Below are 25,956 nucleotides of genomic sequence, written 5' to 3'. Positions count from 1 at the left end.
GAAAACTCACAGCCCTGAATAACTGCGGCATGACGCTGCAGATTTACAAATCGTTACAAGCATGCACTGAAACTAACGCCCAATTCTGGCGTCATATGTCCTGAGTGTCAGGCATGGCACTCTCCCGCTCTCTCCCTCCATACAGCGGGATTTCGGGCCAGAATCCCCAAGCTGGTCCGGACTATCGCCCCGGCTAGCACTCCCTCCGCTGCCGGGGTTATTTTTTCCCCCTGTGTTACTTTAATAAATAGCGAAGCCCTGCCGTACAGGCCGATGCCAGTAACATCGTCAGCAGCAACGGCGCGCGCCGCCAATTCGCCAATGCTGCCACAAGTATGCCTGCGACTTCGGCGAGCGGTAGCTGGCTACGCATCGTTGCGAACGTACCGCTGACCACGATCGCGGCCAGCAAAGCCGGCGCCAGCAGTGGCAAGGTGCGGGAGATCGCCGTCGGTAGCGTGTTGACGTCGCGAAACCACAGCCCGCTATTTTTGCAGGCGAACGTCACAATCGTTGTGATCGCGACCACGAGCCAAACTGATTCGATTTCCGTTTGCAACTCAATTCTCCGTCGACGGTTTTCGCGTTAGTCGTACTTGCCTGATACTCAGGTAAATCAGGATCGGTAACGGTGCCAGCAGTAACGCCAGCTGCGACAAATTCACCAGTATCAATATCAAGGTCAGCACGCCGCTGCTGATTGCCGCCAGGCGTTTCTCTTGATTGTCCAATTGCCCGGCCAGCAAGGCCAGAAAGAAAGCGGTGATACCAATATCAATGCCGAGCGTTTGTGCCGACGGTAACCACGCAGCAAACCAGACCCCCACAACGGTGCCGAGTGCCCACAACAAAAACTCGGCAATACCAACACCGATGAATAACTCGGACGAATGACGACCACGGCGATTGCGCGATAACAGCCAACTTTCATCGACCATCAGCTGCGCGCAAAACAAGCGCGCGATTCGACGCTTTGGCAGCGTCGAGGAAACGGTAAGCCCCATGCTCAGGTAACGGGCATTGATCAACAGCACGGCTAATGCCAGCGCCAACAAACTGCCGCCGGTTGCGACCACACCGAGTGCAGCAAATTGCGCGGCGCCGGCGAAGGTCAGTAGTGACATGGCGATGGCCGCTTCACCGGCAAAACCGATTTGTGTGGCATACAAGCCAAAGCTGGCGCCAAACGCCAACAGCGGTAGTGCCAACGGGATAAAGCGTTTCACGCCGAGCAACACCCGTAACCGCGCCCGTCGCGTCGCGAAGGCCATCATTGCCGATACCAAAATCAAAGAGAACAGACATGCAGCATCGGTGAAACTGACATCGATGGTCTTGCCAAATCGCCGGAAGTTTTTAACAAAAACGCGGAAGCTGGGTTATGCGCGCGAACGCGTTAACGCAGCCGGGCAGGGGTCAGGCCGGTGTGGGATTTGATCGCGCGGGTCAGCGCGCTTTGATGAGCAAAACCGCAGGCAAGCGCAATCTCGGCCAAAGGTTGCTCGGTCGCTTCTATCAGGTAAATGGCCTGCTCAATGCGGCGCTGGCGTACGTATTGATAAACACTTTCCTGATTTTGCTGCTGGAACAACTGTTGGAAATGGGCCGGACTTAAGTGCTGCAAACGGGCCAAGTCCGCGACGCGAATGGGTTCAGCGATATGGCTGTCAACATAGGCATTGATGGCGTCCATGTTCAGCCGTGTTTTCGTTGCTGTGTTGGCGCCGATATCGGCAATACTGATCAATAACGTGGCGGCCAGATGTTGCGCCAACGGCGAGGCTTTGTCATGGCGCGGCAATTCGGCAGCGGCAAAACGCAGTAGATGATCGAGCGCCGGGTTGCTCAAAAAATACTGCGGCTGTTCGAACAATGCTTCGAGTTTTTGCCAGCCTTGTTGCCGCCAGTGGTACGGGTCATGACCCAAATCAATCACGATACTGCTGTTCTGTTCGCTGACTTCGAAATCATGCCGGTACCCCGCCGGCACCACACCGCCGCGCGCAGTCGTGATCACCGACTCGCGACCTTCCATATCGATAGCCATGGCGCCGCTGGTCGCGATCAGCAATTGATGATGATCGTGACGGTCGAAGCACGCTTGTGGCGCGTAATGGCGGATATCGGCGGTTAGCAGCATGCCGTTATTCTGGCAGTCGCCAATCGCCGATTCAATGCCAGATCAAACCATCTTTTGATGATGGTTTGCCTGACGTGTGTTCAAGATCACGGCGAGCGCGTGTTGCGCCGACCGGCAGCGGTCGCGGCGGTAACGCGATCGGGCGCGGCACCACGAGCGATGGCGATGCGAGCCAGATTGTCGCTCTGTTCAGGCAAATAGGTGCTGGCGACCTCGGTAGCGTAATAAACGTTCAAGCGGCCTTCCAGCGCCGAGTTGAACGCCGTTAGCGATAGCAACGGATCGGATTCGATCGCGGCGCGCAGAAAGCTTTCACGCTCGCTGCTGGTGATGCGGCGAGGAATTTTCACATAAGTGCCGTAGAACCAATGATCACGAACCGAGTGTTTCTTTAGTTCCAGGAAGGTGACTTTGACTTTGTCAGCGAAGCAGTCTTGCAGTGCAATGGCTTGGCCACCGTATTGCTGGGCGCGGTCGATATCAAGCTGACATGCTTCGGCCATTTGTCGAAACTGAATATCAAGGATGTTATCGTTGATACTGTCAGCGTTGGCAGCGCCCTGCAACAAAGCAGTGGACATTAGTAATGTGGCGACGGCGGTACGGGTTTTCATGGCAGACCTCCAGTTCATTCGAAAACGATTGAATGGCTGTCCCTCAAACTTACGGCAGTCCGCGTTTACTTAACTGTTCGCGGTCAATCTTTTATAGATTCCCCTTGCCGACTTTTCCCGTAACTTTACCCGTCCTCAGCGAACAATATTCACTCATTGAATCTGTAAAAAACTTTGTCCATATTGGCCTTTAGTGAAGCTCCCTTTGCGTTTTTATCACGATGATTTCTGAGCCAGATCGTCATCATTGGTTTGGTCTGATATTTGCCATCGGAATACCCAAGCGCAAGCAAGCAAAATCAATGTCGCCACGATCAGCATCGGCCACTCGCTGTGCAGCGCATGCGTGGCGACCGCGCCGAGCATCAGGACCGTCAGCGCAGCGGCCGTTGGACGACGCATGGGCCCGAGCAACAGCAAGGCGCCAACCACTTCAGCGATACCCGTGGCATACATAAACCACAGCGGATAGCCCCAGCGCGCAAACGCCGCCAGCTCAAAAGGCAGGGCAAGGATTTTTGCCGAGCCGGAAAGCAGGAAGATCACGAACAACAGGTAAACCAGATGGATTCTCTTCATCAGAATGGCCTTACAAGAAGTGGCAATGTCGATGATTAGAGTTGCCGAGCTGGTCGGCGTTACAGAATCGCTGAAGACTCAGTGTGCGGCATCAAGCCAGTCGCTCAGATCGGCGACACTGTCGAGTACGACATCCGGTGCCGGTGGCTTTTGCAAGTCCGTTGCTTGGAATTTTCCGGTGCGTACCAAGGCCGTTTGCAAACCGCATTGTTGTGCGCCGTGAATATCGCTCTCGATATCATCGCCAACTATCAGTACGTGCTCCTTGCTGACACCGAGCTGAGCCAGCGCCAACGCAAAGAAGGCCGGCGAGGGTTTGCCAAGTGTTATCGGCTTAATGCCGCTGGCATATTCCAGCGCGGCGGCGATTGGCCCGACATCAATACGAAGGCCATCGGCTGCCTGCCAATAGCGCGTGGCGCCCAGCGCAATAAAGTGTGGTGTCGGCTGCTGAGTCAATAAGCGCAGTGCCCGATTTATTTGCTGATAGTTCCAGCCTTCGGCCAAATCACCGATGATCACGGTTCTTGCACCCTTTTCGGCTTGCGGCGCCAACAACGAGAGCGCTTGAAAACTGGACCGCGCTGAATCCGCGACAAATAAGGCAATCGGTTCAACCGGGTTTCGTCTGGCTTGCTGACGCAACCAAAATTGGCTGGCGGTGATCGGCGTCAGAATCTGCGTCGCGTCGGCCTGGACACCCATATCATCGAGTTTGTCGAGCAAATATTGCGGCGGTTTGCTGGTCGTGTTGGAAATAATGCGCCAGGGAATGTTCTGCGAAGAGAGTTGTTGCAAGCACGACGCGGCACCGGCAATCGGGCCGTTGTCGTCATGCAGGACACCGCCCCAATCGAACAAGACGCCTTTGATCATCGCCACCGGCCAGTATTCACCAATATGTTGATTCTAGTGAATCGCTGGTCGACGCCAGCAGAATGATTGAATTGGGTCTCAACAGCTCGCCCGCTTCAGCGTGTTGATTCTATAAAATCAAAAAAAGGATCGCGGCAACCCTCGCTACCGCGACCAACGCATTGGCGACTCAACTTGTACAGCGAAAATGGTTAACGTATTGCGGTTTTCTGCATCTCGATTTCTTGCTGTTTCAGATAGCGCTGCAGAACCTGATTGACTTGCTTTCGCTGTGCAACCGTATCGCTAGGCAAGGGTTTGTCGGCCAACTCAAACATCACCATCCACAGGGTTTTATCATCGACTTTGTTGTGCAGGGCAATACGTTGATGCCTGGCAAACAGTTCAGCCCAGGATTGGCGCACGATCTGCCAGAATTCAGCGGTTTTCTGCCAGTATTCGTAGCCTTTGGCAAAGTCGTAACCGCTGATGCGGGTATAGCGATCAATGCCGATTTCACGAGCGATATAGCGCTGATCGCTTTCGGCCTGTTGATCGCGTTTCAGATTGTCCTGCAGGTGCAGCCAGCCGCTGCTGTGAATTTCATGGCGGTTGCGCGCTTCCAGCACATCGTAATCGCTACGACTGGTGAACTCGCGCCGTGGCAGTGGCCGCCAGGTGACATCGGAATTCCAACTCGAGACATTGCTATGGTGTTGCCACGCTCCGACACCGGCATAACGCGGACTGTCATCAACTTGCCAGACAGTTTGCACCCAGCTGCCTTTGACTTGTTCAGTCGGTATCGTACGGCGGGCCCAGCTGCGATCGCCGGTAAACTGCCAGGTGCTGGTTTGTTCGTATTCCCAGTCCTGACGCCAGTGTTTGACGACATGGCCTTCTTTGCTGACCAGTACATGTTGCAACACGATGCGCGTGCCATCATCTTCGATCAGCTTAACGAACTCGAAGCCGCGCGATTTGTACGGTGCTTTGGTCTGATATTCAGCACGATAACCTGCGACTTCCTCAAAATGAAAGTCCACCTGATATTCGCCGGTCATCGCCAGAATCGCACGGCGGTCGCAATCAAATTTTTTCTCGTGCGGCTGGCAGCCCACTAGCTTGGTTGTCACCAACGGATACTCAACCTGGTAGGTTTTTTCCGCTTTGTCTTTTTCCGGGGCGGCGGCTACATCCGTGTTTTTTTTTACGGTGGCGGTCTGACAGGCACTGAGCATCAGTGCACTCAGTATGGAAAGGAAAACGCGATTCATTTTGCACCTCGTCGTTTGCTGAAATTGGCGTGGGTTTGGTTCCTTGTTCGCGCCGGTCTTTTGTTGATAACCCGGCAAGTTCCGTATCACGCGGGCAACGGAGGGATGGACCGGCGCAGAACAAGGATTCATCGATAAAGGTTTAGAAACTGACGATCAGGTTGACCGCGGCGTTGCGGCCCGGACGGGTGTAGCGGTCCAGTGTGGTACTGCTGGCGCTTTGACCTCGCACATCGGCCCATTCCCAGTATTTTTCGTCGCTGAGGTTGAACACGCCAGCCTGTACGCGAACGTGATCCGTAAAGCGCCAGCGCGCCAACAAATCGAATGTCGTGTAGCCGTCAGGAATAAACGCATTGCTGCCGGCAACATCGCTGGCGTGTTTTTTCGCGACATCGGTGGTGACCAGTTCCAGACCCCAATCACCGCCAGCAGAATCCCAGGCGATACCGAGCACCAGCTTGTCCGGATCGATACTGTTCAACGGCTGGTCAAGGCTTTCGTCGGTGCCTTCGGCATGACCGTAGGCGAGCCGGATGCTGACACCCGGCCAATGCCACAGCGATTGCAAATCGAAACCGGCACGTAGCTCATAACCTTCGATGCTCACTTCGGTCAGATTGCGCGATTGAAAGACCATCAGCGGGGTCGCGGGCGGCATGCTGACCACCGACAACGATTCGATGAAATCATCGTATTGATTATGAAAGGCGGTCAGTTCGGCAAAGCCCCAATCACCGCGCGTGCGCCAACCGAATTCGACATTGCGACTTTGCTCCGGCTTCAGATCAGGATTCGGAATCGCGGTGTAACCGAATGCGAAGTTGGTAAAACCGATATTGACATCGTTGACGGGCGGCGCCCGGAAGCCTTCGGTGTACTGAGTGAACAGCGAGTGCTGTTCACTCAGTTTGTACAGCACGCCGAGTTTCGGTGAGCTATGCGAGTGATCGAGATCGCTAATCGCAATACCTGGATTATCTTCGACAAAAATCGCATCGCTACGGCTGTCCAGTTGGTAGCGGTCGTAACGCAGCGCCGGCACCAACAACAAGCGGCCATCAAGCAGCGCCATTTCATCCTGCAGATAGACGCCGAACTCAGTGGTTTCGCTCAACGGAAAATCGCGCACCGGGAACACGTCAGGCATCACGACATTGGTTACCGCACCGGTCATCAGGTTGCGCGAGTAGCCATCGCGCAACTGCTCGGTCTCGGCATTGCTGTATTCAAAACCATAAGTGAATGTGTGACGACTGTTGCCGAGTGTGGCGGGAGAGGTCAGCGTCAGTTCCAAACCGGAAAGTTCCTGTTCGAAACGAAATTCACGCCAGCGCTGACTTGGTGTCAGCGGTGTTCCGGTCATACCGGACTCACGGAACTCGCTGGTCTGTTGCGTGGTTTCGCTATGTTGTTGATAGATTTGCAACAAGCCGGCATTGATACCGGGCAGCAGATCGGTGAATTCGTAATCGAATTGCAGGCGTTGACGTTGTTGCTCGTCGTCGGCATCCAGATCCAGCACCCGGGTGGTAATGGATGCACCCGGTGGATTCGATAGCGGCATGATACTGGTGCTGCGCGAATAAAAACTTTCCGTCGTCGTTTCGCTATCAAACTGATCGGCGATTAAGCGCAGCGTGTCACTGTCGCGCAACTGCCAGACCAGTTTCGCCAGCGCCGATTGCGCTTGCCGATCTTGCGGGTTGGCAGCGGTGCGGGAGGCATCGGTGCTGTTGATGCTGCCTTGATTTTCCAGTTCGTTGCCTTGTTCGAACGTCAGCACCGCCATCGCCGAAAAGCGGCTGCCGCCGAAGGCGCCAGTCAGCGTTTCGGTGTGGCTTTGGTCGACTTCGCTATAACCGGCTTTCACGCGAAAGTAACCGTGACTGCCGTTCAAATAGTCTTCCGGATCTTTGGTCAGGAACGTCACGACGCCACCGATGGCGTTGCTGCCATAAAGCGAAGAAGCGCTGCCGCGCAGAATTTCGACGGCTTTGACGGTATCGAGATCGACGAAATTGCGGTTGGCATTGGCAAAGCTGCCGATGCTGAAGCGGTCGGAAACCCGCACGCCGTCGATTTCAATCAGCACCCGGTTGCCGGACAAGCCGCGGATGTTGAAATCACTCAAGCCGAAGCGGCCAGCGTTTTGCTGCACCGACACGCCTGGCAGGTAGCGCACCATGTCCTTGATATCGCGGGTCAACTCGCGGTCGAGCTGCTCAGCGCCGATGACATCGACCGCACCGGTCACTTCACTGACTTGGCGCGGCTGTTTGGTGGCGGTAACGGTGATGCGCTCAGCCGGTCGCTCGGCAACCACCGGCGGTCGGGCGTCGTCGTCAGGAGCGGCCTCGACCAGTGGTGCAAATATCGTGATGCCAACACCCGCGAACAGCGCCAGTCGGACCGCGGCTGTCAGCGGCTTTGATGGCGGAGTGATTATTCTGGTACTTCTGCGCATCTTGAAATTCCCCAAAATCAGTGCCCGGTTTAGGCCGAATTCGATGCGAATGATAATGATTATCGTTTAATGATCAAGTACCAGAATGGTCCGGATTGTCGCCGCTACACTATTCGGACAGATTTTCTCTTTATTATTCATATAGTTAAATAAAGTTTCTTAGCAGAAACTTTCTGCTTTCGGCGCTGAACCATTACGCTTGTATCGGCTTTCCCCACTAGCGATACAACCAGGCTGCCGCGGCATACAGCAGCAAGGCCGCGACAATAATGCCGGTGAATCCGGTTTCAATCGCCAGCAGGTTACTGGCCAGCGCACCGATAACCGAGGCGCTGCCATTGACGGCCCAAGCGATCGGTAATCGGTGTGGCGAAACCGCTGCGGCCTTGGCCAGACCCAGCGGCATCGGCACCCCCATCCAGAATGCCAGCGGCAGCATCAACGCCATCGCCAGCAACCAGCGCATGGCGAGCGGCAAGGCCAGCAAGCTGCCACTGGCGGCGAGCCACAGCCAGAGTTGCAACAGCGCTATGCACAGCAACCAGACAAAGGCCTGGGCGCGCAGTTTGTGTTCACGACCGGCGCTGTAATAACTGCCGATTCCGGCACCGATCAGAATGCTGGCCAGCACCACCGCCGCGGCGTAAAGCGGTTCGCCGAGCAGCAACCGGTATTTCTGGATGAAAGCGATTTCCAGCGCCATGAACGCCAGACCGATGCAAAGAAAATAGCCACTCTGCCGCCAGCGCGGCCAGCGGTTTTCATGGCTGATCGGTTTCACCTTGGGCTTTAAGCAATAAAGCGGCAGCAACACCAGCAAGCCACTCAGCAGCAAAGCTTGCAGCAACGACAGCCACAGCAGTGGATAAGCCCAGTCGAGCAGGGCCAGACCGCCTTGTTCACGCAGTGCGAAAAGTGATAACGCGCTCTGGTATTGAAAGAAATGAAAAAAATATGGGCGGTCATCGCTGGCCGCACGAAGTTCAAACGGATAGCGCTCGATAAACGCTTCAGCGTTGCCACTCATCATCATGGCGATATCTGTCTGCAACGGCAGCGTGGATTTGCTCAACATCGGCCACAAGAGCTGAAAGGCATTGCTTGCTGTGAAGCGCTGCAAGGCGCTTAGTTGCTCGCTTGTCGGCGGCTGCCGGCCAATCAACAGCTGCACACTGCGCACGCCCTGAACAACGATGATCTGCGCCGCCGGATCGGCGACGCCATTGTCGCGCAGCATCTGGCGACTCATCGCCAACATTTTCAGCAATGCCAGAGGCGGCTGACGCAGCGGTAAGTGCAGCGATAACCAGCCATTGTCATGCAACCGTTGCCAGGCGGTATTCAAGGCCTCGAGGGTATACAGATAATGTTCGGCAATGCCGCTGGCCTGATCAACGGAAAACTGGATCAGATCAAAGCGCGTTGGCGTGCGCGCCAAAAAAATTCTTGGGTGTTCGCTCGACCATTGCACTTGCGATTGCCAGTGCGCCCGACCAACAAATTCGGCGAATTCGTGTTGATACCAATCGCGCAGCGCCGGATTGGCGCTGACGATCGAAATCATCGGCACATCAAATCGTTCGGCCAGCAACAGGTAGATGCCGGGCGAGCCGAGCACCAGCACTTGGTGCACCGCTTTCGGTTGCAAGAAATAGGGTAGTGCCGCCGGTATATGCTGGAGAAAATCCAGCGTCGATTTTTCGCCGTTGTAATGGCTCAGGGCGCCTTCAATTTCGCCATCGGCGAACAGCGCCAATTGTTGCGGAATCGGCGCTGTATTCAGCAGACTTAAATCCGGTGCGTAACGAAACGGAATCTTTCCGCTGTCCACGAGACTGAGCAGCGCCAGGGCATTGCTGCGTTCACTGACAATACGACTTCCCGGTACCAGCAATGTTTGCGGCAAGGGTTTGTACTCACTCAGCTGCCGCGTTTTCCATTCGCCGGGAAGCAGCAGCAACACGCTGACCATCAGTAGCGCCGCCAATAATTGAGCCCAGCGTTGAGCGCTGGCAGCAAACACTGCAGCGGCAAGCAAAACCAGTAATGACAAACCCAACAGCACCTGCATCGGCAGCCAGTGCTGCAGGCTGAACAGCAGCAGTATGGCGCCGACACCGGCACCGATCAGATCCGCGGCGTAGAGTTTTCCGGTGTCTGTCGGGAATGCCGTCAGACTCAAAACGATGGCAAATCCGGCGGCCAGAAAAGGTAATGCCAATGCCGCGTAAATCGCCAGCCAGTAAACCAGCTGCCAGTTATCCCATAACAAGGCCAGCGCATTGAATGGCAAGGATTGGGCAATCAGAAAGCTGGCAAACGCGGTCAACGCAAAGCTGATCTGCGCCAGAAAAAACCACGATGAAAAATTCAGCTGCCGCCTCGAGAGCACGCTCATTAAAGTGCCGCTGACGGCAAAACCCAGCAATGCCAAACTGATCACCAAGCCGGCAAAGTGATGCCAGTGAACAATGGCCAGCAAGCGCATCAACAGCAGTTGATAAGCCAGCATTGCCGCTGAAATCAGCGCGATGAAAGCATACGGCGGCCGCAATGATCGGGTGCTGATCAGCGCGCGCTTATTCGAGTTCATGATCACCGGTCAGCGGAACAAAACGCACCGGCAGAATATGCTGAACATGAATGACGCCTTGCGCATCTTTGCGGATCAAGAGCAGCTCCTGCACCGTGAAGCGATCACCAACCGGGATCACCATCCTGCCATTCGGCTTCAATTGCTCTATCAGCGGTGGCGGCACATGGTCGGCAGCAGCGGTGACGATGATGCCGTCGAACGGTGCTGCTTCTGGCCAACCGAAGTAACCGTCACCAGTGCGAGTTTCGACATTCTGGTATTCCAGTTGTTGCAGACGGATTTTCGCTGGCGTCGCCAGCTCTGGAATGATTTCTATCGTGTAAACCTTGTCGACCAGTTGCGCCAGTATGGCGGCCTGATAGCCGGAGCCAGTACCGACTTCGAGCATGACATCGTTGCGCTCAGGTGCCAGCAGGTCAGTCATCAACGCCACGATATACGGCTGCGAAATCGTTTGTCCGTAACCGATTGGCAGCGGCCGGTTTTCGTAGGCACGAAATTGCTGTCCCGGCGGCACAAAATGCTCGCGTGGCACGGTCGCGATCGCACGCATGACCGTCGGCAATAATTCGCTGCGACCGATATAGGATCGGGTGCGCTGAACATCATCACGAATCGCCGCCACCAGCTGCTGTCGCAGTGCCGCCATGGTGTCGGCGTACAGTCCAGCATCGACAATCGGCAATGTCCCGATGGCGAGTAGAGCCCAGCGGCAAAAAACTGCCCGACACGTGGCCAACATCAGCACTTCTCCATGACCTTTTTCGACAGCGTAATAGCAAACTGACAAGGACCGGATAAATCACGTCAAGGCGCTATCAGCGTCGCGCTTTACATACGATTTTCAATATAAGCAATAGGTTTTTGGCTTGTTTCATCGCAGCAGCCCCAGCAGTAAGCCAATGCCGAGCCAGCAATACGCCAGCATCGACAACCACCACAAAATTCGCTCGCTTAAACTGCTGTCACCGTGATCATGGGAATGGCTGTCGGCATGCTGCCAATGCAAGTAGAGACAATGGAGCGTCACGCCGATGAGCAGCAAATTGATTGCCAGCGTGTAATCGATGGCGAAGTACTGGCGCTCGCTCAACTCGCCAATCAGCGATGACGATGGCAGCCAGCCGAGCAGATCGAATGCGTAATGCAGCAATAAAGCACTGACCACCAACACCAGCAGAAAGATCGCCAACACATAGAGTGCGAACTTCCAGCCGTAATACTGGGCTTGAATGCGCAGCACTGGCAGCACCACCAGATCGGAAAAAATGAAGGCCATGACCCCGGCAAAACTGACGCCGTGGCTGAACAGCACCGCCGCCAGCGGAATATTGCCCATCGATCCGATAAAGGTGAAAAACGCCGCCAACGGACCGATCAATGCTTGCAGCAGAATATCGAGAAAACCGACGCTGCTATTGCCTGCGCCCGGGAACAATGCATGGAAAAAGCGGTCCGGTGCAAACACCGCGATGATGCCGGCAACCGTGAAACCAATGGTCACATCCTTCCAGACCATCTGCCATTCCATCAGGTATTTCATCGCGACCTTACGCCAGCTTGCTTTCTCCGTCAGAGGTGAAGGCTTTTCCTGATCACCATGGTCAGGCCCCGATTGTGCCTCCCGGGCTTTTTCTCGCGCCGACTGGATCAGCTTGTCGGAACCGGTCAAATGTACCAGCAACCACATCAGCAAAATCAGCAACAAGCCACCAACATACTCACCTACAACAAACTGCCAACTCAAAAACAATGAGATAACGATGCCGAGCTCAATGACCAGATTGGTCGAGGCGAGCAGAAATGCCAAAGCCGGGATCAAACCGGCGCCTTTGGCAAAAAGCGCGCGAGTGGCGGACAGCGCCGCAAACGAACAGGAACTGGAAATAAAACCGAACAGCGTGCCGAGTGCGACACTTTTGGCGCCCGACTCACCCATCGTTTGCCGCATCTTTTCCCGGGTGACGAACACCTGAATCATCGCGCTGATGGCGTAACCGAGCCCGAACGCCCAGAATGCCATCCAGAACAAGCCAACCGAAGTCAGAGCAGACTGGTGCCAGAGCTGCCAAAAGTTGCTCATGACATCGCTCCGGTGACAACAAATTTTGCTTTGACTAGCGGCTGGGAATTACTGGTAAAGTGACTAAGCATGTTGACAGTATAGACAACCCAAATTCCACGACTTGCCATACGTCGGGCGGGAGCCAACACTTGTGATGCACATGTCCGATCCTGAGCAACCGAATAATCCGGTGACCTTGCGGGAAATTCTGCAGGAAACCCGCGACGAAGTATTGCAATGGGATCACGGCTTGCCGGGCACGCTGCACTGGCTGTTGCGCCAACCGGCGCTGGTGATTCGCCATTACCTGTGGCAACGCAGCGGTCGCTTCACCAGGCCGTTGCGCTTTCTGCTGCTCAGTGTGGCTGTGACGATCCTGATGGACTGGCTGGTGCATCGCCAACTCGGTTGGCGGTCTTTGGTTACGCCAGCGGCTGACCTGGATAACTTTCTGATCGAAAACAGTGCGGTGTTGTTGCTGTTGATCTTGCCGATCATCGCACTGGTGTTTCGCTTGTGCTTTTTCGGTTTGCAGATTCGCTACGTCGATGCATTGGTCACTCTTGCCTACACGCAAGGCCTTATCAATTTTTTCGGCGCCCTGATGATTCTGCTGTTACCGTTAGCTCCAGCACAGCGCATCGTCCTAATCGTTGTAACACTAATGATGATGATGTACACACTGTGGGCTTGGAGTAGTGTCGCCGTTGGTCCCGTATGGCGCCGCTGGCTGGCGGCACTTGGTGCGCTGGTATTGGCGCAAGTTGCCAATGCTGCTTACCTGCAATTGATTAACTGGGTCATTTAAGTGCTTGGCGCTTTGACAATAGCCGATCAATCGTGAAGTGATTCGGCAATCGCAAGATTGGTCGAATCGGAGCCATCAGCACAGGCCGCCATTTGCCCCGCTATCAATTGGTAATAGTGCCCTTCGCGATTTTTGATCAGTTCCTGATGCGTCCCAATCTGTACGATACAACCATCCCGCATTACAACAATCCGATCCGCAAACGTGATGGTCGAAAGCCGATGTGCAATGATTATGGTGGTACGGCCTTCCATCACCCTCTGTAGCGCTTGTTGCAGTTTTTGTTCGCTGTCAGCATCCAGAGCGCTGGTCGCCTCATCGAGAATCAGCAGCTTCGGGTTGCGGATCAACGCTCTTGCTATAGCGACTCGCTGCTTCTGACCGCCGGACAACTGCACGCCCCGAGCACCAACCCCGGTTTGATAGCCGGCAGGGAATTGGTTGACGAACTCGTGGATATTGGCGTCTTTGGCAGCTCGCAAAATCTGTTGTTCGTCCACGTCGCTGAGTGCACCGTAGCGGATATTGTCGAGGATGCTGCAGGAAAATAGCGCCGGCTCTTGTTCAACAAGGGCGACCTGCTGACGCAATTCTCTGAGATTGACCGACTGCATATTGCGGTCGCCTATACGGATTTCACCCTGAGTAGGTGCGTAAAAGCCGAGTAGCAGGTTAATTACGGTGGACTTGCCGGCACCAGAGGCACCGACCAACGCGATCTTTTCACCTGGTTCAATGCGCAAGCAAAACTGCTTCAACGCTGCCTGTTCCGGTCGAGTTGGATAGGTAAAGCTGACCGCAGAAAAGTGGAGTTCCTGGTGCAATGATGGACATGAGCGCGCGTCTTCAGAGGCATTCTCAGTGCCTGCTTCGACGAGCAGCTCGAACACCCGATCAGTACCGCCGATAGCACGCATCCATTCGCCCCACAACGCTCCCAGCGCCGTCGCCGCGCCCGAAGTCATGCCGGCATACAGAATGAAGCTGGTCAGTTCGCCCAGGCTCAAACTTTTCTGCGCGACCAGTACTCCGCCAGCCAATACCGTCACCAAAAGCGCGGCGCTTTGGATAAACGTTACGGCGCCTTCCAGACCGGCATATAGAAGATCAGCCGAAAGCGAATACTGCAATGTTTCAGTGGTGGTATCGGTGAAACGTTTAGTGGCCTGCCGCTCCTGGGTAAACGCCTGAACCAACCGGATATTGGCGAACATTTCCTGGGCAAGGCGGCTGCAATAGGCAAGGCGTTCCTGGCGCATGTTGGCGAGTTGGCGCGATTGTCCGCCGACTTTGCGCATGGTCCAGATGACCACCGGCACCAGCACCAGCATCAGCAGACTCAAGACTGGTGAAATTGATATCAGCATGACCGCGCCGCCGAGCGCTATCAGTGCTGTTTGTAGCAATGATGCCAGTTCAGTAGTCAGGGTTTCCTGCAACAGGTCGATATCGGTGGTCAGGCGATTGGTCAGCTCGCCGACATTTTCCCGTTCAAAAAACGCGATGTTCTGTCGTAACATGGTCATGAAGAAACGATTACGCAGGCCGGCAACAATCTGCGAACCGGTTGACGCAAAAAGATAATGCCTTAAGGCATTGGCGACAGCATGAACGCCAATGATCACCAGCATGATCGCCGCCATCAATGCCAGCCATGACCAACCAGCACCGGCGATCATCTGATCGATGAACAAGGCAATCGCACTTGGGTAGGCGAGCTGAAAGCCGGCCGTGATCAGCAGCAGCAGATAGCTGACAGCCAATCGCCATCGATAGGGACGCAGCAATGCCAGCCGCGGTAGCAGCGCCTGTCGAAGGTCCGCCTCATGATTCATGCACGACATCCTGTTTTGGCAACGGCTGAAACTCCTGCATTTGGGCAACGAACGCCTGCCAGTTCGGGTCACCAATAAAATTGCTGGCCTGAGCAATCCGTGCTTCGTCGACAAACAAGTAAAACGGGGCGCTATTGCGCGGATTGAGTTGCTGGCGCACAGCTGGTTCGAGCGTTAATAAATGCGGAAACAATGCTGTCTCGCCGAGCAAGCCACGCATTTTGTCGGCCGTCTCAAAGCCGGTTATCCATAGTGCGACATCCGCCGTTTGCATCGCCGGCAAAAGGGCAAGCAGTTCGGGCAGGCGTTTGCGGCAATCCGCGCAACTGCTCGACAGAAAAACCCAGACGCTGGGTTTGGCAAACAACTGCTCTGCCGTTAGAGTTTGTTCGCTCTGCAGACGAAGCGCGGAAAATGGCTGCAGTTCGGCTTGCAAAACCACCGTGAACGGTAACTTCGGTTCGCGCTCGGCTGGACGCATCCGGCGGGCTAGGCGCAAGCTCAGAAACAAATTCAATGTGACCAGACATAACAGCAGCAACAACGCCATGGTGATCAGTGTTTCACTCATGTGTTTGCTCCTGCAGCAACCACTGCAGTTCGTTCAGATGAATGGTTAGCAGAAAAATAGGCAGCGCGATCAGAAATAACATCGCCTGTTCCAACCAAGTCAGCGCGATCGCCGCATCAACGATCGCCGCAAAAACGGCGACAAAAAAATAAATACCATTGCGAAGCAGATCCAGACTGGAAATCGGGTAACGGGAGCGACCGAAGCATTGGCAAAAAACCCGCTGCTTGTGATACAAAACCCTTGCCAGTACCAGACTGAGCAAGAGAAACAAAGCGGCCGCCAAATACAGGCCGACAATTTGCCAAGGTTCACCGCTGAGAATCATCAGAGCCGTCAGGGCTTCGATGGCGATAATCACGATGGCCGAAACAATGCCGGACTGCTTCGGAACCCGAAAGTCTTCAACGAGGCTGGCGGCAAACCCGCGCCAATCGCAGAGTTTGTGGTAACTCGACAACAGCAATGTCAGTAAAATCAACAACCGACAAATTTCCGATCCCATTTCGCTGATCATGCTCAGCTCCAGCGAGCGAATTGCCAGTGAGGCGGCATGTCTTCCGAGCGGGTACGAAGCCAGCGGCCTTCACCGCTGCCCAATAACGCATCCTGCCAACCCGAATCGCTTTCCCGGCGGGAAATGGCGCCGACGGATTCATGCAGCGCCTGAGCCACCGACCAGAGCAAGGGCTCTATTTCCGGGTCGCTCGTCACGGGCAAACCCAGCGCCTTCATGTCATCACGGGTCAATGCGTAAGTGTGGGAGTGATAACCGAATATCAGCTGATCGGCGATTTGTTTACAACGCTCGACTTCATCCGGCCGATGCAAAGCCAATAGCTCTCGACAAATAGATTGCATCTCTAATGTTGAGCGGTAAAACGAGGTCAGCGTGCTCGGAAAGATATTGGTGGCCAGCGTTTGCAAGGCGTGTTGCTGGGCTTCGTGTTGTTCGAGCCCGAACCATTGTCGACTCATCTCACTAAACAAACGCAGATCCTGGGCTGATAACGCCAGCGGCCCCGCTTCACCAGGTTGACCGGCGGTCAACAATGGATCAATCGGCGAAAAGATTGCTAGCGGCCCGGCGATGATTTCGTTGGCGGAAAGCGCCGTGACGGTGCCGGCCGATTCGCAGTAGTGCGGCACCAGAAAGCTGATCTCGTCAGCAAATTCACGCAGCAACAACGCCACTCGCCGAGCAGCGTTGACAATGCCGCCGCGACTGTAGAACAGCACATCAAGACGTTCACGACGAGGCTGTTGTCGCAACAGTTCGTACAAAGGCGGCAGAATCTCCAGATCAAGCTGCGTGGCGGCGATAGTCAGTACCGGTCTTTGTCGATAGTGCTGCAATGATTCGATAATATTTTGCATGGACATGCTCTCAGCGCCGTTGCCGGCTCTGTCTAATCAACAGATCGGTAACGGCGTCAGACATGGAAAGTTCAGGCACCAGCTGTTCAATGAACAGAAACTGGCCTGAAGGATTGTTTTCAAGAAAAACGTATTCATTATCTGGCGTCACGATCAGGTCCATCGCGCCATAACTGAGTCCATAGCTCTCGACAAACCCGAGACAGCGGGTTTGCAGTTCGCTTGACAGGCGTTCCGGTTGATACGGAATATCGACGGAGAAATCACGATAATCAATTGCCGTGCGTTGATCTCGTTGCGAGTCGATACGGGCGGCAAAGACCTGTTGGCCAATGATCGTTACTCGCAGCTCGTACTGCTTGGGAACGTATTCCTGGAACAAGCAAGGCAGCTCACGTACGGCATCTATCGACGTCATATGCTGTTCATCAACGATCGTGGTCATCAGACTGCCAGCCTGCCTGAATTCCGGCTCAACGTCCTCAACGGACAGCGAGGCCGAAGAGAGCGTTTTGACGATCATTTCGCCTGGCAGCACTTGTTTGAATTGTCGTACTTGCTCCGGGTCGTTGCTGATCAGTGTGCGCGGCACCCGAAAACCAAACTTTGCCGCACGTTGCAGTTGCTCACCTTTCCATAGGGCGGTTCGATTGGCTTTCGGATGATTCATCCAGAAGCCGTCGAGCGAGAATAATATGCTGTTGAACAGATGAGCGGTTTCAGCGTTGGCAAATGCCCGTTCTTGCGCTGGCAGATCATCGCTTATGAACCGGAACGGTGCGGGTTTTCGCGTCCAAATTGCGCCGACATCCAACAGATTCAACGATTGACCCGACTTGAGCTGTCCAAGCTCACAACTGACATTACTGACTCCATGTTGAATAGCGATGCCATAATCACGAGGAAAATTGTCTTGATTCAGGCGGAAAACTTCAACTCCCCTGGCCTGCAGCTTTTCCATGACCAGATCAGCGTGGATATCGTAACTATTGCTTACAATCAGGATTTTCTTGTCCATCCTTGACCCTGTTATGACTCAGTCCGTTTCATTGGTGGAAGGCGAGAAAATTGCCTTCCACCGACGGCAACGATCAGCAATACACGCCGGAATCGATGCCACCCCAGCGACTCGGGTAACGTACCATGCCCAGATTGCGCGGGTCGGTGCAGCCAGCGGCAGCTACGCCGTCACGCGCTGACCACTTGTTGTCCTTGTTCACTGCCACGGCGTTTTCCTTGGCGACTACTTTGAAGGCGAAAAGCTTTTGCTTGTTTTCCATTTCTGACTCCTATTGAACGTTGGTAAAACCATCATCGTCCGATGATGGTGGAAGCGAATATAGGGAGCATGAATTTGTACGTCAATGCTAAAAGTAGACGTCGGATTTGCGGTCCGTACTGAATGAAGTTAATCCGTGTTCAATATCGCGGATAAGCGTGGACAACCGACTGTTTTTGAATCGCTTTTTGCCAATCACATAGCAAATGCTCTGGGCGTTAATTCACGTTTTTTTTCGCCGTTGTAAATTCTGATGACGTACTTGTAAAGAAACTTGCTATACAAAATTCTACAAAAAGCTACAAATCGTCAACGTTTCATTGCGTTTGGAGTATTTCAGCGAGGGGCCGGGAGCCGGCTGACAGGTGTGCAGGAATGGAATGAGCCAGTGCGGATCAGCGGAGAGTGCTGTTAAGGAACCCGCGCCGGGTCGTTAGCTCTGTTCCGCGAACTAGTCTTGCACTCATTTTCACGCCACTTGCTAAATAAATTTGAGCAGAGCTGCGTTTACCACCTTGCGCTCCGCTGTATTGCATCAATTAACAGAAGGCGCCAGCGTCAACACCACCCCACCAGTTCGAGTAACGCACTGCACCCCAACCTCGCGGGTCTGTACAACCGGCAGTGGCAACGCCTTCGCGCGCCAACCACTTGCCATCCTTGTTGACTGCCTGCCGCGACTCCTTGGCGATCACTTTGAAGGCGAAAAGCTTTTGCTTGTTTTCCATTTCTGACTCCTAGCGATGTTTTGAGTATTCGCCGTCATTTGACGGCAGCATCGACCATAGAAAGCGAGATTTCTACCGTCAATGACAACTCGGATATCGCTCTGGAGCAAAGGGAATATGGGACTTGATTCTCGATGCTCACTTGAGCCACTTCGCATTATCTATTCGCGCTGCAGCGCGACGATTGGATCGAGTTTTGCGGCTTGCATGGCGGGATACAAACCAAACACCATACCAATTAACGCGCAGACACCAACCGACACAAGAATCGCAGTCAGCGAGAAACCGACGGCCCAGCCGGCATACCAGGCAATCACTGCAGCCAGCGCAAAACCGAGCACAATACCAAGCAAGCCACCAAGCGTCGTAATGGTAAAACTCTCAACCATAAATTGCGTCAGGATGTCTTTCCTGCGGGCGCCGATGGCACGCAACAAACCGATTTCATGCGTGCGTTCAAGCACACTGGCCAGCATGATGTTCATGATGCCAATGCCACCGACCAATAACGAAATGCCGGCGACGCAGCTCATGACAATGGTGAAAATGCGGCGCGTTTCCCGGTGCTGAGCCATCAGTTGTGCCGGTACCACGATGTCGAAATCGTCGATGTCATTGTGACGACGCTGCAACAGATGACGCAGACTTTCCGCCGCCACCAGTGGGTTGGCGCCCGGTTCCAGTTCAAGCCGGAAGGCGTCGAGCGTGGATTCCAGCGGCTCGAATTTGAAACGGCGGTGGGCATTGTCCAGTGAAATGAATACCCGGTTCTTTTCACCGCCGAGTTTGACGCCCTGAAATTCCGATTTGCTCAGTTGTTTGTCGGCCAGCACACCAACGACGCGCAGCCAGACATGATTGATTTTAATCAGCTGGCCTACGGCATCACCGCCGGGAAAAAGCTGCCGGGCCGTTTCCGGGCCCAGCACCGCCACCTGGGCGAAATGGCGATCATCTTCTTCGCTGAGCAACCTACCGGACGCTACCTGCAGATGGCTGAGCTGAAAATAACTCGGACTGACCGCGAAAACGGCAGCGTCGGAACGGCCTTGCTCACTGAACAACAGGTAGGTTTTCACCCGCTTTTCCGCGCTCCAGTTGCGCACAAATGGCAGCGTGTCCATTGCCACTTCAATGTCTCGCCGATTCAAGCCAAGCGAATGTTTGCGCTGCTCCCGCAACCGATCTTCCTCGACCGGCTTGCCTTCGACGATCAAGTTGCGCAAACCGAGCTCGTCGATCAACTGTAATGCTTCGCGCTCAGCGCCTTCACCGATGCTGAGCATGGCGATCACGGCACCGACACCGAAAATCATGCCAAGCAAGGTCAACAAGGTGCGCAGTTTGTGATGCAGCTGTTCTTCCAGCGCTTCGCGTATGTGTTGCCAGCTGATCATGTGTTGTGTCCAGTCGGTGGCAACAGCAGAATTCTGTCGCCGGCTTGCGCACCACCAATGATTTCTACCCGGCTCTGGCTGCGGGCGCCGACATCAACAGCGTGCTGAATAAATTGTTCGCCGTCATAACGCCAGACCCAGTGTTTGCCTTCTTGTTGACTGAGCGCCTGCACCGGCACCGTCAATACATTATTTTTTTCGATAACGAGAATATCGGCACGCACCGCCATGCCGGGACGCAAGCGTTCAACCGGTGCCTGTTCGATCTGCACCATCAACTCGAAATATTTCACCGGGTTATTGCGCTGACGCGGTTTTGCCAGCTTGTCGACTTGGGTGACTGTACCGCGCAAGGACAATTCCGGCAGCGCATCGACCCGCAACGTTACCGATTGTCCAGCGGCCAGTCCAAGCGCTTCGCTCTCCAGCACGTGCAGTTTCGCCTGTAACTTGTTCATGTCCGGAATAACGGCGATTTTGCGGCCCGGCCAGAGCGTTGCACCGACCCGCAATGGTTCACCCCAATCGCGGGCATGGATCAGCACGCCGTCATGCGGTGCCCGGATCAGCATTTGTCCCAATGACCGTTCGACGCTTTGCAAGCGGGTTTGGTGTTGCTTCTGTTGCAATTGCAGCAACGCCAACTCTGCCTCGGTTTTGTTGTCATGACGGTCGTTACGCCATTGCTGATGAGCCTGGCGCGATTGTAGGTAATCGACATTGGCGAGCTTGTCGATTATCTCGATGCGCGAGTAAACACGCAGATCCTCGACCGCAAAACGACTGGCAAAGTCCAGCTCTTCACGCACCAGATCCAGTTCGGCGCCAATGCTGCGTCGTTCACCGCCAAGCACAAACTCGCGACTGTTCAATGACAATTCCGCCTGCGATATTTTCAGGCGTTCCTGCTCGGCCTCACGTTGGAAGCGTTTCTCATCGAGCTTCGCGACGATGTCGCCGGCCTTGACCCGAACGTTTTCTTCCTGCATCCAGGCCAATACTTGAGGCTCGGAAATGCCCGCCGGCATCGTGATCGGCGTCGCGGTTGACGCTTCCAGTTCGCCTTCGGCCTGCACCCGTATGCTGAAATCTGCGGGTTGCAAAACCAGTTCAGCGGCGCTTTGTTCGGTTTGAGATGAACAGGCACTCAACGCCAGCATCAACAGCAACGCAACGCCTTTCATGTCGCATCCTCTTTGCTGGTATCAACCCGCAAACGCACCGCCATTCCCGGTCGCATCAACTCCGCATCGGGATTGCTGATGGTGATTTCCGCATCGAACACCACCGCCGGATCCTTGTGCGATTTGCTGCGAAATACCTGACCGAGCGTTCGCACTTGTCCATGAAATTGCCGGTCCGGTTGTGCATCGAGAGTAATCTGCACTGGTTGCCCTACGCGCAGACGACCGGCATCAACTTCCAGCACCTCGGCCTTGACGATCATGTTTTCCAGTGAAGGAATTTCCATGACCGATTGACCAACGTAAACGGTATCGCCTTCGCCAAATTTGTTGCCTTGCCAATCGGTTTTGTAGACAACCAAACCCTCTTTGGGCGCCAATACGGTCATGCGCTGGATTTCACCTTGCAAGCGCGCAACCTCGGCTTCGAATCGGGCCAATTCGGCGGCAGCAATTTCCTTGCGCGCCGATGAGGCATGCTGGTGTTGTTTCAGCAGTTTTTCCGCTTCCATCAATTTGTCGTCGGCGATAGCTTGATCGATGCGCAGTTTTTTCAATTCATTGGCAGCAACCAGGCTTTCCGATTGCTCCAGCTTGCGCGCCGCTTTTTCTTTTTGCATCTGCGCTTCGGCCAGCTTCAGTTTTAATTCCTGCAACGTCGCGTTATCGCTCATGATCGTGTTGTCGAGTTTTTGTTTGGCGGTGGCCAGCTCACTTCTTTTGACGATCAACTCCTGCTGCTGATTGCTGGCATCGAAACCAAGCACCGGTTGACCGGCTTTGGTTTGCGATCCTTCCGGTGCCAGCAAGGTGATTTTGTGCTGCCAGACATGCTGAATCATCGGCGGGCCAAGCAATACCGTGTCTGCTGACGCCAGTTCACCACTGGCCTGCACCAAAGACGTAGAAAGCGGCGCGTCGGCTAATGCGCGCTGATCACTTTCTGCAGCGCAACCCAACAAACAACTAGCGAAAACAAACGGTGCGATATTTTTCATGGCGCTGCTCCAAGTGCTTCACCACGATTGAGCGGCATATCGACCAGTACACTCATGCCCGGCGTCAACCGTTCAAGCGGCGTATCCGGCGCCAGTTCCACCCAGATCTCCAGATACTTGGCATCACCCCAGTTCTGACGCTTCTCTGCCTGCTGGCCGATACGGCGAATTTGCCCCTGCAGGCGCAAGTTCGGATTGGCGTCGAGACGCAAACTGACAGGAGCGTTATTGATCAACTTCGGTGCATCGACTTCGTGCACCCAGGCCTGCACTTGCAAGGAGTCGCGATTGGGAATTTCGGCGATGATCCAGCCAGGTTGAACATTGGCGCCCGGCGTCAGCTTGGTGCCGTTCCAGGGATGACGGCCATGCATGACGGCACCAGCGCGCTCGGCTTTCAGCTCCATGCCGGCTAATTGCTCACGCTTGTGCTGCAAATCACTTTCGATGCGCCGAACATCCAGTTTTTGTTTGCGCGCCTCAACGGCGACTTCCTTTTCCTTGTTACGCAGATTCAATTCGGCTTGCTGCACCAGGTGTTCGGCTTTGCGCAAGGCGAATTGATATTGCTCGTACTGGAACCGGCTTAAATGTTCAGCCGGCACACGGGCGTCGACTTCGGCTTTTTGTTGTGCGAGTTTTGCTTGCGTCAACTCGTGCTGGGCTTTCAATAATTCCTGATTTCGTTTCAGATTTTCTTCCTGAGCTTTTTGTTCAGCGGCGCGCAACTCAGCTTCTTTTTGCCGAATATCGGCCTGCAAATTGGCGGCGTCGAAAATCAGCACTGGCTCACCCGGCTGCACCACTTGCCCTTCGGCGGCCAACCACTTGATTTGTTGCTGCCAGCTATCGCTGCGCGGCACGATGAAATACTGCGCTTCACGGGCCGCCACTTGACCGGTGATCAATAAACTCGGCTGCTCGGCAAGGCATGGTAATGCCAGCAATAACAACGGCAATTTACGCACGGCGGTCCTCCTGAATGCGACCATCGCGCATCCGGATAATGCGCGCCGCTCGACGCGCGATATCGTCCTCATGGGTGACCAGCACCAGTGTTTGGCCTTGCCCATTCAGTTCATCAAACAGGTTCATGATTTCTTCGGAGGTGCGACTGTCGAGGTTGCCGGTCGGCTCGTCAGCGAAGATTACTTTCGGTTGATTGATCAGCGCCCGGGCAATCGCCACGCGCTGACGCTGGCCGCCGGATAATTCATTCGGTCGATGATGCAACCGGTGACCAAGACCGACCCGTTCCAGCATTTCACGAGCGCGCTTCTGCGCTTCGTTTTTGTCGATATTGGCGTAACGCAATGGCAGCGCAACATTCTCTTCAGCGCTGCGCCGCGCCTGCAGATGGAAGCCCTGGAAAACAAAACCGATATCGCGATTGCGCACCGCTGATAGCGCATCATCATCGAGACCGGCGACATCGGCGTCGGCCAGGCGATAAATACCAGCATCGGGCTTGTCGAGACAGCCGAGCACATTCATCAAGGTGGATTTGCCGGAACCGGACGGCCCCATGATGGCGACGTATTCGCCAGCGGCGATGTCGAGCGAGATGCCATCCAGAGCGGTGACTTCACTGTCACCCATGCGATACCGTTTAACCAGACTGCTGACGCTAATCACTGGCGGGTACATTCCATGTATGTCGAGGTTTCGCAAACTAGCGATCAGCGCTACGACTGTCAATCAGCACTGGACTTGAATCATCGTTACTGGCGACAGAACTAGCGCTTCGTCCGCTGAATGACCGATTCAGGAAAAGCGCGAACGTTCACTCAGCAAGCAAGAACCATTGATCGAGCTTTGCGGCCAGATCCTCAATGCCGATTTTTTCCGTCGCGGAAAATAATTGCACCGAGCATTCCGGCTTGCCGGCCAATTGCTTTTGGGCGGTCAGCAGTGCGGTTTTGCGGGCGCCGAATTTCAGTTTGTCGGCTTTGGTCAGCACGCAATGCACCGGCTTTTTGGTTTTCTCGGCCAAATCGAGCAGCACCTCGTCGTGCTCGGTGAACGGGTGGCGGATATCCATCAACAGCACGATGCCTTTCAGCGCTTGGCGGTGAAACAGATAATCGGCGAGATTCTGTTGCCAATCGTCGCGCAGGGTATGCGATACCTTGGCATAGCCATAACCGGGCAGATCGACGAGCCGGCGTTCGTCGTCCAAGGCAAACAGGTTGATCAACTGGGTGCGACCGGGCGTTTTTGAGGTGCGGGCCAGGTTGCTCTGACCGGTCAGGGCGTTCAGGGCCGAGCTTTTGCCGGCATTGGAGCGGCCGGAGAAGGCGACTTCGATGCCCTTGTCGGGCGGCAGCAGGTGACGGTTCGGGGCGCTCAGTTGAAAATGCGCCTGACGGTAATCCATGCGGGGAGGGCACTCCGGTTGATTTTTAAGGTGCGCGATTCCCGCACATTCTATGTATAATTGCGCGGTTTTTTCGCCGGGCGGCCAGTGTAGCACTGCCGACCGGCTACTCTTGAATGTTGCCGCACCCGAGTTTGGGAAATCATGATGAAGAAATTGCTTGTACTGGCTGCTGTACTTCTTGCCGGAAACGGTGCTGTGTTGGCGGGCGATGCCGCCGCCGGCAAATCCAAGGCCGCCACCTGCGCCGCCTGCCATGGTCCGGATGGCAATAGCGTCAATGCCATGTGGCCAAAGCTGGCTGGCCAACATGAAAGCTACCTGCTGAAGCAGCTGAAAGAATTCAAGAAAGGCATGGAAACGCAGGGCAAAGTCGGCCGTTTCGAGCCGTCGATGTCGCCGATGGCGGCGCCGCTGAGCGAAGCCGATATGGCGGATTTGGCCGCTTACTACGCCAGCCAATCGATTCAATACGCCGGCGTCAAGCCGCAGTATGTCGAGCTCGGTGGCAAGCTCTATCGCGGCGGCGACGTCAAGACCGGCGTGCCGGCCTGCACCGCCTGCCACGGTCCGGACGGCAAAGGCATGCCTTCAGCGAAGTTTCCAGCTCTCGGTGGCCAGCATGTCGACTACACCATTGCCCAGCTGAAGGCGTTCCGCGACGGCAAGCGTCAGAACGACCCGAACGGCATGATGCGCGGCGCGGCGAAAAACCTGACCGATGCCCAGATCGAAGCATTGGCGCATTATCTGGTTGGCCTGCACTAAAAGCCTGCCATCGAAAAAGCGGCCTTCAGGCCGCTTTTTTA

At 54.9% G+C, this 25,956-nt stretch carries 26 protein-coding genes; 2 read left to right on the top strand and 24 right to left on the bottom strand.

What is annotated here, in order from left to right:
• Positions 1-235 precede the first annotated feature (235 nt).
• From E2H98_RS09905 to E2H98_RS09855, 11 genes are all read right to left on the bottom strand, one after another.
• Entirely contained in the window at positions 236-559 is a 324-nt protein-coding gene (locus tag E2H98_RS09905) for an AzlD domain-containing protein (protein WP_157591332.1), read from the bottom strand.
• Between the two features lies 1 nt (position 560).
• Positions 561-1,274: an AzlC family ABC transporter permease gene (locus tag E2H98_RS09900; protein WP_133591918.1), complete on the bottom strand. Its 714-nt coding sequence runs from the start codon at positions 1,272-1,274 to the stop codon at positions 561-563.
• Positions 1,275-1,396: 122 nt separating this feature from the next.
• Positions 1,397-2,140 (bottom strand): helix-turn-helix transcriptional regulator, encoded by a 744-nt coding sequence (locus E2H98_RS09895; RefSeq protein ID WP_133591920.1) that lies wholly within the window; start codon positions 2,138-2,140, stop codon positions 1,397-1,399.
• Positions 2,141-2,226: 86 nt separating this feature from the next.
• Entirely contained in the window at positions 2,227-2,754 is a 528-nt protein-coding gene (locus E2H98_RS09890; protein WP_133591922.1) for a hypothetical protein, read from the bottom strand.
• Positions 2,755-2,970: 216 nt separating this feature from the next.
• Complete coding sequence (locus E2H98_RS09885; protein ID WP_133591924.1) at positions 2,971-3,333, bottom strand: DoxX family protein; 363 nt, start codon at positions 3,331-3,333, stop codon at positions 2,971-2,973.
• A gap of 78 nt (positions 3,334-3,411) precedes the next feature.
• Entirely contained in the window at positions 3,412-4,209 is a 798-nt protein-coding gene (locus E2H98_RS09880; protein WP_162848197.1) for a TIGR01458 family HAD-type hydrolase, read from the bottom strand.
• 191 nt (positions 4,210-4,400) lie between these two features.
• Complete coding sequence (locus E2H98_RS09875) at positions 4,401-5,465, bottom strand: DUF6607 family protein (protein WP_133591928.1); 1,065 nt, start codon at positions 5,463-5,465, stop codon at positions 4,401-4,403.
• Between the two features lie 142 nt (positions 5,466-5,607).
• Positions 5,608-7,932, bottom strand: coding sequence for a TonB-dependent hemoglobin/transferrin/lactoferrin family receptor (locus tag E2H98_RS09870; RefSeq protein WP_133591930.1), 2,325 nt, complete (start codon positions 7,930-7,932; stop codon positions 5,608-5,610).
• A 217-nt stretch (positions 7,933-8,149) separates the two neighbouring features.
• Complete coding sequence (locus tag E2H98_RS09865) at positions 8,150-10,525, bottom strand: hypothetical protein (RefSeq protein ID WP_133591932.1); 2,376 nt, start codon at positions 10,523-10,525, stop codon at positions 8,150-8,152.
• Positions 10,512-11,270, bottom strand: coding sequence for a protein-L-isoaspartate(D-aspartate) O-methyltransferase (locus E2H98_RS09860; protein WP_133591934.1), 759 nt, complete (start codon positions 11,268-11,270; stop codon positions 10,512-10,514). The genes E2H98_RS09865 and E2H98_RS09860 overlap by 14 nt, the downstream gene beginning before the upstream one ends.
• A gap of 132 nt (positions 11,271-11,402) precedes the next feature.
• On the bottom strand, positions 11,403-12,611 hold the full coding sequence (locus E2H98_RS09855) for a permease (protein ID WP_133591936.1): 1,209 nt from the start codon (positions 12,609-12,611) through the stop codon (positions 11,403-11,405).
• Between the two features lie 142 nt (positions 12,612-12,753).
• On the opposite strand from E2H98_RS09855, the gene E2H98_RS09850 reads away from it, so the two are divergent.
• Complete coding sequence (locus E2H98_RS09850; protein ID WP_157591331.1) at positions 12,754-13,401, top strand: DUF3667 domain-containing protein; 648 nt, start codon at positions 12,754-12,756, stop codon at positions 13,399-13,401.
• A gap of 26 nt (positions 13,402-13,427) precedes the next feature.
• Here E2H98_RS09850 and E2H98_RS09845 read toward each other — a convergent pair whose 3' ends face one another.
• The 13 genes from E2H98_RS09845 to yihA form a co-directional block, all read right to left on the bottom strand.
• Positions 13,428-15,236, bottom strand: coding sequence for an ABC transporter ATP-binding protein (locus tag E2H98_RS09845; protein WP_162848198.1), 1,809 nt, complete (start codon positions 15,234-15,236; stop codon positions 13,428-13,430).
• Positions 15,226-15,807 (bottom strand): hypothetical protein, encoded by a 582-nt coding sequence (locus E2H98_RS09840; RefSeq protein WP_133591942.1) that lies wholly within the window; start codon positions 15,805-15,807, stop codon positions 15,226-15,228. Before E2H98_RS09840 ends, E2H98_RS09845 begins: the two co-directional genes overlap by 11 nt.
• Positions 15,800-16,324, bottom strand: coding sequence for a MauE/DoxX family redox-associated membrane protein (locus E2H98_RS09835; protein ID WP_133591944.1), 525 nt, complete (start codon positions 16,322-16,324; stop codon positions 15,800-15,802). Before E2H98_RS09835 ends, E2H98_RS09840 begins: the two co-directional genes overlap by 8 nt.
• 2 nt (positions 16,325-16,326) lie before the next feature.
• Positions 16,327-17,190, bottom strand: coding sequence for an SDH family Clp fold serine proteinase (locus E2H98_RS09830; RefSeq protein WP_133591946.1), 864 nt, complete (start codon positions 17,188-17,190; stop codon positions 16,327-16,329).
• Between the two features lie 4 nt (positions 17,191-17,194).
• Entirely contained in the window at positions 17,195-18,202 is a 1,008-nt protein-coding gene (locus E2H98_RS09825; protein WP_133591948.1) for an MvdC/MvdD family ATP grasp protein, read from the bottom strand.
• Positions 18,203-18,275: 73 nt separating this feature from the next.
• Positions 18,276-18,464, bottom strand: coding sequence for a hypothetical protein (locus tag E2H98_RS09820; protein WP_133591950.1), 189 nt, complete (start codon positions 18,462-18,464; stop codon positions 18,276-18,278).
• Between the two features lie 538 nt (positions 18,465-19,002).
• Positions 19,003-19,191 carry a hypothetical protein gene (locus tag E2H98_RS09815; RefSeq protein WP_133591952.1) on the bottom strand — a complete coding sequence of 63 codons (189 nt, stop codon included), beginning with the start codon at positions 19,189-19,191 and terminating at the stop codon, positions 19,003-19,005.
• 161 nt (positions 19,192-19,352) lie between these two features.
• The gene (locus E2H98_RS09810; RefSeq protein ID WP_133591954.1) at positions 19,353-20,588 is read right to left on the bottom strand and encodes an ABC transporter permease; all 1,236 of its coding nucleotides are present in this window, start codon (positions 20,586-20,588) and stop codon (positions 19,353-19,355) included.
• On the bottom strand, positions 20,585-21,772 hold the full coding sequence (locus E2H98_RS09805) for an efflux RND transporter periplasmic adaptor subunit (protein WP_133591956.1): 1,188 nt from the start codon (positions 21,770-21,772) through the stop codon (positions 20,585-20,587). Before E2H98_RS09805 ends, E2H98_RS09810 begins: the two co-directional genes overlap by 4 nt.
• The gene (locus E2H98_RS09800) at positions 21,769-22,770 is read right to left on the bottom strand and encodes an HlyD family secretion protein (RefSeq protein ID WP_133591958.1); all 1,002 of its coding nucleotides are present in this window, start codon (positions 22,768-22,770) and stop codon (positions 21,769-21,771) included. The genes E2H98_RS09805 and E2H98_RS09800 overlap by 4 nt, the downstream gene beginning before the upstream one ends.
• Positions 22,767-23,738 carry an HlyD family secretion protein gene (locus E2H98_RS09795; protein WP_157591330.1) on the bottom strand — a complete coding sequence of 324 codons (972 nt, stop codon included), beginning with the start codon at positions 23,736-23,738 and terminating at the stop codon, positions 22,767-22,769. The genes E2H98_RS09800 and E2H98_RS09795 overlap by 4 nt, the downstream gene beginning before the upstream one ends.
• A complete protein-coding gene (locus tag E2H98_RS09790) occupies positions 23,731-24,405 on the bottom strand; it encodes an ABC transporter ATP-binding protein (RefSeq protein ID WP_133591962.1) in 675 nt (224 codons plus the stop codon). Before E2H98_RS09790 ends, E2H98_RS09795 begins: the two co-directional genes overlap by 8 nt.
• Positions 24,406-24,553: 148 nt before the next feature.
• Positions 24,554-25,147 carry a ribosome biogenesis GTP-binding protein YihA/YsxC gene (gene yihA / locus E2H98_RS09785; RefSeq protein ID WP_133591964.1) on the bottom strand — a complete coding sequence of 198 codons (594 nt, stop codon included), beginning with the start codon at positions 25,145-25,147 and terminating at the stop codon, positions 24,554-24,556.
• 144 nt (positions 25,148-25,291) lie between these two features.
• On the opposite strand from yihA, the gene E2H98_RS09780 reads away from it, so the two are divergent.
• Positions 25,292-25,915, top strand: coding sequence for a c-type cytochrome (locus tag E2H98_RS09780; protein WP_408634800.1), 624 nt, complete (start codon positions 25,292-25,294; stop codon positions 25,913-25,915).
• Positions 25,916-25,956 lie beyond the last annotated feature (41 nt).

The organism is Permianibacter aggregans, from assembly GCF_009756665.1.
In the GTDB taxonomy this organism is placed as follows: Bacteria; Pseudomonadota; Gammaproteobacteria; order Enterobacterales; family Permianibacteraceae; genus Permianibacter; species Permianibacter aggregans.
This window is presented reverse-complemented; position numbering and strand designations above follow the sequence as displayed.